Genomic DNA, 12,041 nt, shown 5'->3' with positions numbered 1-12,041 from the left:
AAACGTATGAAATTATTTGGCATCCCTAATTGTGACACCGTAAAAAAAGCCCGCACCTGGCTCACCGAGAATGGCTTTAACTACGAATGGCATGATTTCAAGAAGCAAGGCCTCAGCACCGAGCAAGTCCAAGCTTGGATAACCGCGATTGGCTGGGAGCCTTTAATCAACAAACAAGGCACAACATGGCGCAAACTCGATGACGCGACCAAATCCAGCGTCACTGATGCCAACAGCGCGTTGGCCGTGATGATCGCCAACCCCTCAGTCATTAAACGCCCAGTACTAGCGACCGAGCAGCACACCCAAGTAGGCTTTAAACCGGAAATCTATCAAGCATTACTCAATAAAAAATGAGATGTATGTGGATAGAGAGCAACAAAATCATTGCCTTTGACAATATACCAATGCAGCCGCTTTCGGCCAACAGCGGACTCATAATTATTAGGCAGAGTTAATTTCACTCCGTAACGCCTAAAGGCAGTTGAAATATGATTTCAATCGACTTCTTTGTATGCAAAGAAGAGCAAATAGTGACTTGTAGCTGGGAAGATGCATGCGAGCGATTCTTTTGCACTGGCCTATCAATTCCCGACTGGGGCGCATTGACGTTACTGAGTGAGATACTTACAGGTTCTAATGCGTGTTCAGCTGAACGGATTCTTCTATCAAATGAGTCTTTTTACATCCTAGATAAGAGGCTTACTACCGCAATTCGCAATTCTACAGAAGAAGAATTATTGGATGCGGGAGCTCGATGGGCGCAATTTCCTCTGTGGAGTGAACTCAACATTAACCCGATGGATTTAGCTGGTTTTCTGCTTAACTTGCATTCCTCCTTTGGCAACCCAGAGACCGAAGAAAACAGTATTTATTTATGGGTAGAATCGGATGGGCTACCTGAATCGTAACGGTGTGCGGGGTCTGCTTTGGGTCGAGCGCAGTAGCTTAAGTCGGTCAAAGGCGGATTAATTGAAAAACTAAGAAATCCGTATTTGGCTCATCACGAATCAGCATGTAAATCCCAATCAAATTTTTTTTTTGAACTTAACCAATGAAAAAAATCATTCACGCCGCGCTGTTAGCAAGTTGCATTACAAGTTCACACGCTGGAATCAACGAAGGCATCGCTGCTTACAATGCTAAAAATTACACAATAGCGTTCAAAGAGTTTTCAACGCTCGCTGAGCAAGGCAATGCAAGTGCGCAACAATACCTCGGCTATATGTACGACCTCGGTCAAGGCGCACCTCAAGACTACGCCCAAGCCGTGAATTGGTATCGCAAGGCCGCGGAGCAAGGCGATGCAATTGCGCAATTCAACCTCGGTGTGATGTATGACATCGGTGAAGGCGTAACGCAAGACTATGCCCAAGCGGTGATTTGGTATCGTAAGGCCACTGAGCAAGGCAATGCCGATGCGCAATTCAACCTCGGTGTGATGTACGGTAAAGGTCGAGGCGTACCGCAAGACTACGCTCAAGCTGGAGGTTGGTATCGTAAGGCCGCTGAGCAAGGCGTTGCCGATGCACAATTCAATCTCGCCGTTATGTACGCCAAAGGCCAAGGTATAGCACAAGACGAGGCTCAAGCCGTGAGTTGGTATCTTAAGGCCGCTGAGCAAGGCGTTGCCGATGCACAATACAACCTCGGTGCGATGCACGCCAAAGGCCAAGGTGTAGCGCAAGATGAGGCTCAAGCCGTGAGTTGGTATCGTAAAGCCGCTGAGCAAGGCAATGCCAGTGCGCAATTCAACATCGGACAGCTGTATGACATCGGTCAAGGCGCACCTCAAGACTACGCCCAAGCCGTGAATTGGTATCGCAAGGCCGCAGAGCAAGGCGATGCAACAGCGCAATACAGCCTTGGCGTGATGTATTACAGCGGTAGAGGTGCAACTCTAGACTACACCCAAGCCTTGACTTGGTTTCGTAAGGCAGCTGAGCAAGGGAATGCTATTGCACAATTCAACCTCGGTGTGATGTACGACAACGGTCAAGGTGTAACGCAAGACAATGCCCAAGCCGTGAGTTGGTATCGTAAGGCCGCTGAGCAAGGCGACCCCGATGCGCTCTCTAACCTTGGGACGATGTACGCCGACGGTCAAGGAGTGCCGCAGGACTGGGTCGTGGCATATGCGCTGTTTCATCTTGCTACGGTAGATAAGATAGCTGCTAATAATAAAGATGTTGCCTTGTCAAAGATGTCACCCGCACAAGTTAAAGCAAGTCAGCGATTAAGCAGTGAAATGGCTAAGCCAAATAATTTGAACAGAGCCATCGCAGTTTACCTAAAAAATAAACAGTAAATTCTTACAATATAAAACTGCTCTAGCCTGAGCAGTTTTATACTTTCGGTTGCATTGTAGTGACCGCTCTGGGTCGATAGCCGATCATTTCAAACAAAAAGCCGCTTTTCAGCGGCTTTTTTACAGTCATCAGCAATTAAAACAATCTTGCCAGCAATGCATTTTCGTACTTAGCATCCAGCGGAATTGCGGCTTTTGCGCCGCTTCCTAATGCCGACTCAACCAATGCGCCACTCTTACCGCGAATTTGTTCCAACTTCACAATGATATTGCCGCTTGGATGGATGATTTCCAGCGAATCGCCGACTGAAAATTTGTTTTTCACTTCAATTTCAGCCCAGCCGTCTTGTATATTGAGTACTTCGCCAACGTATTGGCTGCGTTTGGCTTTAGAGTGACCATCGAGGTAGTTTTGCGCTTCGTGCGTGGTGTGACGCTGATAGAAGCCATCGGTATAACCGCGATTAGCCAAGCCATCCAAATCGGCGAGCAAGGCAGGATTAAATGGGCGGCCGGCAACGGCGTCGTCAATCGCTTGGCGATAGACTTGCGCGGTACGCGCCACGTAGTACAACGATTTAGTGCGTCCTTCGATTTTCAGCGAATCCACGCCCATTTTGACCAAACGCTCGATGTGCTGCACCGCGCGCAGGTCTTTACTGTTCATGATGTAAGTGCCGTGTTCGTCTTCGATAATCGGCATCAACTCGCCCGGGCGATTACCTTCTTCGATTAAATACGTTTTATCCGCTAGCGGATGGCGCTCTTGACCGCCACAAGCCGATGTCGGAGCAAATGCCTGATTCGCTTCGTTTATCGCTTTTTGGAAGTCAAACTGAATTACTTGCTCTTTCTGTTGCACATCACCCGCGTCGTCTTCCACAGTGTCGTGCGTTTTGTAGTCCCAACGGCAGGCATTGGTACAGGTACCTTGATTTGGGTCGCGGTGATTGAAATACCCCGACAATAGGCATCGGCCAGAGTACGCAATACACAGCGCGCCGTGCACGAATACTTCAAGCTCCATATCTGGGCACAATTGGCGAATTTCTTCGATTTCATCGAGCGACAATTCGCGCGACAAAATCACGCGTTCCAGCCCCATTGATTTCCAGAATTTCACGCCAGCGTAATTGACCGTATTGGCTTGGACTGACAAGTGAATCACTTGCTCTGGCCACTTTTCACGCACCATCATAATCAAGCCCGGGTCGGCCATAATCAGTGCATCCGGCTTCATCGCGATGACTGGCTCCATATCCGCCAGATACGTTTTCACTTTGGCGTTGTGCGGCAAGATATTGCTGGCGACAAAGAATTTTTTGCCACGCGCGTGGGCTTCTTCGATACCTTGACCAATTTGCTCTAGCTTGAATTCATTATTGCGCGCACGCAGGCTGTATCGCGGCTGACCGGCGTAAACGGCATCGGCGCCAAAATCATAAGCGGCGCTCATTTTATCGAGCGTACCGGCGGGCAATAAGAGTTCAGGGGCTTTGAGGGTCATTGTGTGTCGCATACTGAAAACAGGAAAGGCGGCGATTATACCGCACAAGCCTGCACAAAAAACAGTCAGACAATAAAAAATGATATAAATCAGTTACTTGATTGTTTTACCCACAAGCAACTCACACCCTAACTAATTTTTTCTGGGATAAATCAGCAAATTATCCCAAGCCCTGCCTTAGTTCATAAAATATGGATTTCAAGGCAAAATTGACCGTTTGCCGCCTATATTTTAATCAAACCATTAAAACCACATTAAAACAGTCGCTTAAGCGACCTATCCACAGCCTACTCACACGACTATCCCTTTGTGATGTGAATTAGACCTTGCACCTGCCTAAATCTTGACCAGCGGCATTTTATTAAACTGAAACAAGGCACTAGATCACTTATTCACAGCTCACTAACAGACTTAAGCATAATGAATGGGGAAAACGACAAATCGAACGGTGGATAAGAAAAAACCGAGCACAAGGGCTCGGTTTTATTGGAATTCAGGGGTAGCTGTGTACGTTTAAGCGAATGCAACATCCTGCAAATCAGCAAGCATGGCTGCTTCGTATTGCTCAACGGATTCATTGAGTACTTGCTTGGCGCAGCTGCCGCATTTACCACAGCAAGTCCCCGCGCTGGTCACACGCTGCAATTGGATATAGGTGCGCACGCCGGATTGCTCGACGGCTTTGCGGATGGCTTTATCGCTGACATTATTGCAAACACAAACAATCATAATGAGAACCTTATTAGCAACTATTCTCATTATCATAAAATTATTCTGTTTTGCCAAGTGGATTTTTTGCAGCAACGACAAACGGTCGGCGTAAAATCAGCACATCGAATCCACCAAGGAAGTACCATGCAGCAAATCCACATCGAACGCCAAATTTCTACTGCTCGCCAAGCCGAACTCAAAATAGCACACTGGCCGATTTGGGAAAAAAACACCTCCACATTCCCATGGACTTACGATTCAAGCGAAACGTGTTTTCTGATTGCCGGCGAAGTGACGGTAACACCTGACGGCGGCGAGCCGGTAACGATTAGTGCTGGCGATTTAGCGATCTTCCCAACGGGAATGAGTTGCACATGGCAGATCACGCAGAATCTACGCAAGCACTACAACTTCAGCTAAGCAATAAAAAAGCCCTGCATCGCAGGGCTTATTCTTTAAAACAGAAATGCGCACTATAAAAACGCCAGCTTGGCTTCTATACTCGCAGCAATCCCCGCCGCATCTAGGCCACAGTCAGCTAAGATTTGCTTTTGTTCGCCATGCTCAACGTAGCTATCAGGCAAGCCCAATTGTAATACCGGTTTCATCACGCCCGCCAGCATCAACGCTTCCAGCACAGCACTACCTGCCCCACCCATAATGGCGTTATCTTCCACCGTCACCAGCAGGTCATGCGTTGCGGCCAACTCCAGCACCAGCGCAGTATCGAGCGGCTTAATGAAGCGCATATTCGCCACCGTCGCATTACAGCCCTCTGCCGCAGCCATAGCAGGCTCGAGCACGGTACCAAAGGCTAAAATGGCGACTTTCTTACCGTTAAATTGGATGCCCTGGCGACGAATCTCGCCCTTACCCCAAGGCAACAAGCTCATTTCGCTTTGTACCGCAGCACCCAAACCACAGCCGCGAGGATAACGCACTGCTGCGGGGCCATTATATTGATATGCGGTGTAGAGCATTTGGCGACATTCGTTTTCGTCGCCCGGCGCTAAAATCGCCAAATTCGGGATGCAGCGCATAAACGATAAATCAAAACTGCCTGCATGCGTTGGGCCATCAGCGCCAACCAAACCCGCGCGATCAATCGCAAAGGTCACATCTAGATTTTGCAAAGCCACGTCATGCACCAATTGATCGTAGGCGCGCTGCAAGAAGGTCGAATAGATTGCAACGACGGGTTTTAAACCCTCACAGGCCAAGCCCGCCGCAAACGTGACCGCGTGCTGTTCAGCGATACCCACGTCAAAATAGCGCGTTGGATATTCAGCATGAAAGCGCACCATGCCAGAACCTTCACGCATCGCCGGCGTAATACCAACCAACTTCTCATCACGAGCAGCCATATCACAGAGCCATTCGCCAAACACTTGCGTAAAGTTCGGCTTGCCGCCTTTGCTACCGCAAACACCTGCCTCTTGATTAAATGGGGTAACTGCATGGTACTTAACAGGATCAGCGACTGCGAGCTTATACCCATTGCCTTTTTTGGTAACCACATGCAAAAACTGCGGGCCTTTTAATTCTTTAATATTCGATAAAGTCGCCACCAGTGTTTCCATATCGTGCCCATCAATTGGGCCGATATAGTTAAAGCCAATCTCTTCAAACAGCGTACCCGGAGTCAAAAAGCCTTTGACACTTTCTTCGCCTTTTTTCGCTAGCTCTTTCAGTGGCGGCACTGCATCAAGCACTTTGCCTGATGCATTACGAATGCCGTTATAAAACTTGCCCGACAATAACTTGGCGAGGTAATTATTAAAAGCACCGACATTCGGCGAAATCGACATTTCGTTGTCGTTCAAAATCACCAACAAATCGATTTCATCGCGATGCCCGGCATTAAACAAAGCTTCAATCGCCTGCCCTGCCGTCATCGAGCCATCACCAATCACTGCGATTGCCTTGCGCGCTTCGCCCTTAATCAGCGCAGCTTCGGCCATGCCCAGCGCCGCACCAATCGACGTCGAAGAATGGCCAACACCAAAGGTGTCGTATTCAGATTCTTCGCGCTTAGGAAAACCCGCCAAACCGCCTTTTTGGCGCATCGTTCCCATGCGGTCTTTGCGACCAGTAAGGATTTTATGCGGGTAGCTTTGGTGGCCCACATCCCACACCAAGCGGTCATGCGGCGTGTCAAAGACATAATGGAGCGCGACGGTTAACTCGACCGCGCCTAAATTCGACGCGAAGTGGCCACCGGTTTGACTGACGGAGTCGAGCAGATAACTACGTAATTGCTGCGCAACCGCTGGCAAATCTTTGCGCTCAATCTGGCGTAAATCAGCAGGAATTTGAATGGTATCAAGCAATGGGTATTTCATGTCTACCTTGCCTTGCACGGGGTATACCCCTACAAGCCTTATTAATATTTTCTATCAACAATATACCCAGCAAGGGCATTAAGCATATTTGCTTTTTCACCAAATGGCGCGAGCGAGGCCAACGCCGATGCTTTGAGTTCGGAGGCTTTTTCTTTGGCACCTTTCATGCCCAATAAAGCGACATAGGTCGGCTTATTATTGGCAACATCTTTACCTGCCGTTTTGCCCAGCGTTGCCGAATCGGCTTCGCAGTCAAGAATATCATCCACCACTTGAAACGCGAGTCCTATGCATTTGGCGTAATGGTCGAGTGCTTCGCGCTGATCAGCAGCCAGTGGCGTACCGCAATACGAGGCCAACAAAACCGAAGCGCGAATCAGCGCGCCAGTTTTCAAAATATGCATCATTTCCAGTTGCGGCAGCGTCAATTCTTGCCCAACGCTATATAAATCAACGCCCTGCCCGCCGCACATGCCCAAGCTGCCCGAGGCGTTCGCCAAAATCCGAATCATTTGCAGTTGATCTTGCGCGTTATCCGCCAAAGTACGATTCGACAGCACTTCAAAAGCTGCGGTTTGCAAGGCGTCCCCTGCCAGTAAAGCCGTTGCTTCACCGTAGGCCACATGCACCGTCGGCTTACCACGGCGCAGCACATCATTATCCATCGCCGGCATATCATCGTGCACCAGAGAATAGGCATGAATCAATTCGACTGCACAACCCGCATACTGCAAGCGCTCAACCGGCGCATCGACCACCGCGCCCGCCGCGAATGCCAGCAAAGGCCGCACTCGCTTCCCACCGTCGAGCACGCTATAACGCATCGCGTCATGCAGACGTTCTGGCAGGTGCGTGCTTGATGGCAGCACGCTAGACAGTGTTTTTTCCATTTGCGCTTGAACTTCACTCATCCAAGCTTTGAAATTTGTTGTATTAAAAGACATCGACTTAAACTCCAGCAGTCGGTAAAGCTTGCAGCTCGCCCGCTTCCAGCACACGAACCTGCTGTTCGGCGGCCGACAATTTGCCTTCGCAAAAGCGCAGCAACTCAGTCCCGCGCTGAAAAGCGAGCAAACTCGCTTCGAGCGGCTGATTGCCGCCTTCCATCTGAGCAATCAAACCCTCTAATTCGGCCAAGCCTTGTTCGAAATTCTCTGGCAACGCCACCGATTTTGCTGCTTTCGCCATTATCCTGGGCCTAAAATGAAAAGTCGTGGAACGATAACGACCCACCGCGTAGCCGTCAAGCCAGCCGCGAAGGGTAAAAAGGAAGCCATTGTACCCTTGCCGCCTCGTTGAAAACAGCAATTCTGTTATTTACGCATTGCGAACTACGTCTTCGCACGAAGTTTAAAATGACCACTACCATCAAAACGAACCACCCAACACACAGCAACCGTAGCGAACACGTCCCCCTACAAGGATTTGAGCGGCATTTGACCTTTCTGCACAAACATACAGCGCAGCATAAAACACGCTCTTACACAGGCAGACTGCTAGAATAGATGCACTTTGAATCGCCCATCCGCTCCATCATGCCCCGCATCGCTTATTTTATTCTTGCGCACGCTCAAGCCGAGCAACTAGCGCGTCTCGTCACTCAACTCAATACGGCCAACACGCACTTTTATATTCACATCGATGCCAATACGCCGACTGAGACATATACGTCCATGAAGGCTGCGGTAAAAAATATCCACTGCAATGCAACCTTCATCGGCCGCCAACCGTGTCGCTGGGGCGGCTTTTCATTAGTGGATGCCAGTTTAAGGCTAATCAAAGCCGCAATACAAGATGGATTCGACTGGGGGGTATTACTCTCTGGACAAGACTACCCAATTCATAGCAATGAATACATAACAGAGTTCTTGAATTCCAGCCAAGAGGCTGGCTTTATCGAATTAAAACCCGCCGCCGAATTTGATGTAGCCTATCGCTACCGCGCTTGGCACTTTGAAGCGCTAAATGGCAAAGCCAGTGGTAAAGCACTGCAAAAAATTCAACGCTGGGCTAATGCCTGCGGCATTCAACGTCAGCTGCCCAGCCCATTACAAGCGATTCACGCTGGGTCTCAATGGTGGATACTCAGTGAGCGCGCCTGCAAAACAATGTTAAGTTGGTTAGAAATCAATCCAAACGTCACTGCGTTCTTTAAGCGCACGCTCGTGCCCGATGAAATGTTTTTTCAAACTGTGCTGATGCACACCGGTTTGGCGAACAAACTCAACCCCAAATCTATGCGCCATCTCGAATGGAATAAAGGCGCATGGTCACCTAAAACATTTCAAGCTGATGAAATAAAAACACTCAACAATCGACCTGAATTATTTGCGCGTAAATTTAGTGCTGATGTCGCAACTGAGCATGCATTGGACTTGTTGCATCAACAACAAAAAAAGAGCACACACCTTTAAGCTGGCGCTTGAGCAGTCTACGATGACTTATCAGCCACGTTATCGACAGAAGACTCATGGACACTTTGCTCGGCGGGATTTCAAATCACAATATCGGGCCGCAATTAATGCGGGCACTACAACGAAACCCTCAGCAACACCCCTATCTTGCACTAAGCTACGCCAGTGAAGATGGTTGTAGCTTATGGGTTGGCAAAATCGTTCCAGATGCCGCCGACACGCCAGAGTGTCGACTGGCTATACTACGTAGCAGCGAATTTGGAGCAATCGCTACAGCTCCCTATCTCTATAAAAACCATCTATGCATCACGATATCAGGCGTTATTGAGAATATTGAACAAGTTGCAGAGCGATTGATGGAAACCGATCACCTCAGCAAAGAAAAACGACTTGAGCACCAAATAGCCTGCCTGATTGACTGGCACTGGCAACAACACCGTGATTTATTGCGCGCCATCCAAAGCGTTTGTAAAACACTGCAAGGCTATTACTCCCTCGCGGCATTCAGCAAAGAAAAGCCAGGCACCATCTATTGCACTACCACTGGCGGCCCATTATTTGTTGCCCACGGCAATGGCATGAGTGTGTTTTCATCCGAACCCAATTTACTGCAAGAGCGTGCCGCACTGATCACTCAATTGCATCACGGCGATGTTGCGGAGCTCACAGAACACAAAATATGCATTTTTGACGCAAATGGCACCATCGCACTGAGAGATCCAAGTCCAGTGCATAGCGCAGGGCAACTACCGCACTTCATGGTGCGTGAAATACACGCTCAAGCCAGCAACGCCGCAGAGTTCATTCATCACGCACAAGAACAGCAGCTAGAAAACTGGCTCAACACACCAGAGCTATTCAGTCATATTGATAACACACTATTAATAGCCAGCGGCTCAAGCCATCATGCTGCGCAAACCGCTCGCTTTTGGCTAGAAAATCTAGCCAAAATGCCTACACAAGTCGAATTAGCCAGTGATTTTCGCTACCAAGACAGAACCATCACACCCAATACACTGATTGTAGTCATCTCCCAATCAGGAGAGACCATCGATACCGTTGCAGCGCTGCAACACGCCAAACAACGAGGCGCCCAAGTTACTCTTGCAATCAGCAATCAAGCCAATAGCGCATTAATGCGCCAAGCCGATTTACAATTCCAGCTGCGCGCTGGCGAAGAGTTCGGCGCAACCTCAACCAAAACCTTTACCGCACAGTTACTTTGCTTGTTTTTAGTCGCAACGACACTTGCCAAAGCACGCCATCAAAATCTACCCGCACAGCTTGATGCGGAACTTCGCAAGCTACCCTCAGCGATTGCAGCAGTACTAGCACTCAGCCCTAAACTCAAAGAGTGGGGGCTTTACCTGAGCAAAAAACCCAATTTAATTGTTACCGCTAGACAAAGTTACTACCCCATCGCGCAAGAAGGAGCTCTTAAACTCAAAGAAGTCGCATATTTACATGCAGAAGCATGCCCCAGCGGCGAACTCAAACACGGTACATTAGCACTAGTTGGAAACAACCTACCTGTCATCGCTTGCTTGCCATGGGACATGTTGGCCGATCAACTGTTGGCTAATCTCCACGACGTTCGCAACAAGCACGGCGAGATTTTTGCACTGAGTGACATTGCCTTACCACAAATTGCAGGCTTCAACACGATTCGAATGCCAGAGAAACTCGCCCACCTCAACCCTATTTTGTATGCCATCGCGCTGCAGCTCTTGTCTTATTACACCGCAATACATCGTGGCAATACGATCGATGCACCACGAAATATCAGCAAGACAGTAACGACCGAATAAGTCACTCACGAACACCACCCAACAAAAAAGCCACATCTCGCGATGTGGCTTTTAACTGGAATTCAAAGTTTCAATTATTTAGAAGCATTGATCAGATAAAGTGCTGCAGCTTTGAATTCCTCATCAGAACCACTGTAGCCACCTTTTGCTGGCATGGCACCGATACCTTTCACTGCAATCGCAATCGCACTATCTACGCCATCTTTCAAGCGTGGCGCCCAAGCCGCTTTGTCACCAAATTTAGGTGCACCTGCAACACCCGAGTCATGACAGGCCATGCACACACTCGCGTAAATCTCTTTACCCTTAACGGCAGGATCAATTGCACCGCCGGCTGCCGCGCCAGCCACTTTTGGCTCTTCAAATTTAGCACCAGCGGCATTACCCATATAAGCAACAGCACGCTTGACTTCATCATCGGTCAAATCAGCAGCGCCGCCCTTAGCAGGCATCGCATTAAAACCACCAATGGCGTGTTTTACCAAAGTTTCAAAACCTTGACCGATTCGTCCAGCCCAAGCGCCTGCATCAGCAAACTTTGGCGCGCCAGCAAGGCCGGCGTCATGACAGGACATACAGACCGACTCGTAAACTGCCTTGCCAGATTTTGATCCAGGAGGTCCACCATCAACAATTTTGACTACAGCAACAGGCTGCAAACGAGCCGCCACGGCTTCCTTAGTCATTGTGGAACTTGTTACATCTGTCGACATACCTGAAGTCGCCAATTTAATGGCAAGATATGCAAACAAAGGCACTCCAATCAATGCCGTAAGAATAATACCGATTGCGCTTTTAAACGCCGATGCGCTGGAACCGCCCATGCTGTCATCCCTTTTGAAGTTGTGCGTATTATTAAAATGAGCCTTAAAAAGCCCTTATCGTTAGCAATTATACCGACAACACAGCAACAACAAAACACAATTCACCTATCGACTAGACGAGTGAGTC

General features: G+C 48.8%; 12 protein-coding genes. 6 read left to right on the top strand and 6 right to left on the bottom strand.

What is annotated here, in order from left to right:
• Positions 1–6: 6 nt before the first annotated feature.
• The 3 genes from K4H28_RS04980 (at position 7) to K4H28_RS04970 (ending at position 2,308) form a co-directional block, all read left to right on the top strand.
• Positions 7–357, top strand: a complete 351-nt coding sequence (locus K4H28_RS04980) for an ArsC family reductase (protein ID WP_221007284.1) — start codon at positions 7–9, stop codon at positions 355–357.
• 134 nt (positions 358–491) lie between these two features.
• The gene (locus tag K4H28_RS04975; RefSeq protein WP_221007283.1) at positions 492–911 is read left to right on the top strand and encodes a hypothetical protein; all 420 of its coding nucleotides are present in this window, start codon (positions 492–494) and stop codon (positions 909–911) included.
• Positions 912–1,054: 143 nt separating this feature from the next.
• Positions 1,055–2,308: an SEL1-like repeat protein gene (locus K4H28_RS04970; protein ID WP_221007282.1), complete on the top strand. Its 1,254-nt coding sequence runs from the start codon at positions 1,055–1,057 to the stop codon at positions 2,306–2,308.
• Between the two features lie 136 nt (positions 2,309–2,444).
• Here K4H28_RS04970 and trhP read toward each other — a convergent pair whose 3' ends face one another.
• Positions 2,445–3,815, bottom strand: coding sequence for a prephenate-dependent tRNA uridine(34) hydroxylase TrhP (gene trhP / locus K4H28_RS04965; protein WP_221007281.1), 1,371 nt, complete (start codon positions 3,813–3,815; stop codon positions 2,445–2,447).
• 513 nt (positions 3,816–4,328) lie between these two features.
• Positions 4,329–4,544: a (2Fe-2S)-binding protein gene (locus K4H28_RS04960; protein WP_203570283.1), complete on the bottom strand. Its 216-nt coding sequence runs from the start codon at positions 4,542–4,544 to the stop codon at positions 4,329–4,331.
• 126 nt (positions 4,545–4,670) lie between these two features.
• Between K4H28_RS04960 and K4H28_RS04955 the strand changes: the two genes are divergently transcribed.
• Positions 4,671–4,946: a cupin domain-containing protein gene (locus K4H28_RS04955; RefSeq protein ID WP_221007280.1), complete on the top strand. Its 276-nt coding sequence runs from the start codon at positions 4,671–4,673 to the stop codon at positions 4,944–4,946.
• A gap of 53 nt (positions 4,947–4,999) precedes the next feature.
• On the opposite strand, the gene dxs is transcribed toward K4H28_RS04955, so the two are convergent.
• The 3 genes from dxs to K4H28_RS04940 are packed head-to-tail and all read right to left on the bottom strand — an operon-like array spanning position 5,000 to position 8,056.
• On the bottom strand, positions 5,000–6,868 hold the full coding sequence (gene dxs, locus K4H28_RS04950; RefSeq protein WP_221007279.1) for a 1-deoxy-D-xylulose-5-phosphate synthase: 1,869 nt from the start codon (positions 6,866–6,868) through the stop codon (positions 5,000–5,002).
• Between the two features lie 41 nt (positions 6,869–6,909).
• Positions 6,910–7,812, bottom strand: coding sequence for a polyprenyl synthetase family protein (locus K4H28_RS04945; protein ID WP_221007278.1), 903 nt, complete (start codon positions 7,810–7,812; stop codon positions 6,910–6,912).
• A gap of 4 nt (positions 7,813–7,816) precedes the next feature.
• Positions 7,817–8,056 carry an exodeoxyribonuclease VII small subunit gene (locus tag K4H28_RS04940; protein ID WP_221007277.1) on the bottom strand — a complete coding sequence of 80 codons (240 nt, stop codon included), beginning with the start codon at positions 8,054–8,056 and terminating at the stop codon, positions 7,817–7,819.
• 347 nt (positions 8,057–8,403) lie between these two features.
• Here K4H28_RS04940 and K4H28_RS04935 point away from each other — a divergent pair, with 347 nt between their 5' ends.
• Together K4H28_RS04935 and K4H28_RS04930 are read left to right on the top strand one after the other, a co-directional pair.
• On the top strand, positions 8,404–9,282 hold the full coding sequence (locus K4H28_RS04935) for a beta-1,6-N-acetylglucosaminyltransferase (protein ID WP_221007276.1): 879 nt from the start codon (positions 8,404–8,406) through the stop codon (positions 9,280–9,282).
• A gap of 56 nt (positions 9,283–9,338) precedes the next feature.
• Positions 9,339–11,090 (top strand): isomerizing glutamine--fructose-6-phosphate transaminase, encoded by a 1,752-nt coding sequence (locus tag K4H28_RS04930; protein ID WP_221007275.1) that lies wholly within the window; start codon positions 9,339–9,341, stop codon positions 11,088–11,090.
• Between the two features lie 74 nt (positions 11,091–11,164).
• Here K4H28_RS04930 and K4H28_RS04925 read toward each other — a convergent pair whose 3' ends face one another.
• Positions 11,165–11,914 (bottom strand): c-type cytochrome, encoded by a 750-nt coding sequence (locus K4H28_RS04925; protein ID WP_221007274.1) that lies wholly within the window; start codon positions 11,912–11,914, stop codon positions 11,165–11,167.
• Between the last annotated feature and the right edge of the window lie 127 nt (positions 11,915–12,041).

The organism is Deefgea tanakiae, assembly GCF_019665765.1.
GTDB classification, from domain to species: Bacteria; Pseudomonadota; Gammaproteobacteria; order Burkholderiales; family Chitinibacteraceae; genus Deefgea; species Deefgea tanakiae.
The sequence above is the reverse complement of the archived record's forward strand: the minus strand, read 5'-3'. Positions and strand labels throughout refer to the sequence as shown.

What these genes read in the sequence shown, in the direction of transcription:
- trhP (WP_221007281.1), bottom strand. Translation starts at nt 3,815, where the DNA reads ATGACCCTCAAAGCCCCTGAACTCTTATTGCCCGCCGGTACGCTCGAT.
- K4H28_RS04930 (WP_221007275.1), top strand. Translation starts at nt 9,339, where the DNA reads ATGGACACTTTGCTCGGCGGGATTTCAAATCACAATATCGGGCCGCAA.
- K4H28_RS04975 (WP_221007283.1), top strand. Translation starts at nt 492, where the DNA reads ATGATTTCAATCGACTTCTTTGTATGCAAAGAAGAGCAAATAGTGACT.
- K4H28_RS04940 (WP_221007277.1), bottom strand. Translation starts at nt 8,056, where the DNA reads ATGGCGAAAGCAGCAAAATCGGTGGCGTTGCCAGAGAATTTCGAACAA.
- K4H28_RS04980 (WP_221007284.1), top strand. Translation starts at nt 7, where the DNA reads ATGAAATTATTTGGCATCCCTAATTGTGACACCGTAAAAAAAGCCCGC.
- K4H28_RS04955 (WP_221007280.1), top strand. Translation starts at nt 4,671, where the DNA reads ATGCAGCAAATCCACATCGAACGCCAAATTTCTACTGCTCGCCAAGCC.
- K4H28_RS04925 (WP_221007274.1), bottom strand. Translation starts at nt 11,914, where the DNA reads ATGGGCGGTTCCAGCGCATCGGCGTTTAAAAGCGCAATCGGTATTATT.
- K4H28_RS04935 (WP_221007276.1), top strand. Translation starts at nt 8,404, where the DNA reads ATGCCCCGCATCGCTTATTTTATTCTTGCGCACGCTCAAGCCGAGCAA.
- K4H28_RS04970 (WP_221007282.1), top strand. Translation starts at nt 1,055, where the DNA reads ATGAAAAAAATCATTCACGCCGCGCTGTTAGCAAGTTGCATTACAAGT.
- dxs (WP_221007279.1), bottom strand. Translation starts at nt 6,868, where the DNA reads ATGAAATACCCATTGCTTGATACCATTCAAATTCCTGCTGATTTACGC.
- K4H28_RS04960 (WP_203570283.1), bottom strand. Translation starts at nt 4,544, where the DNA reads ATGATTGTTTGTGTTTGCAATAATGTCAGCGATAAAGCCATCCGCAAA.
- K4H28_RS04945 (WP_221007278.1), bottom strand. Translation starts at nt 7,812, where the DNA reads ATGTCTTTTAATACAACAAATTTCAAAGCTTGGATGAGTGAAGTTCAA.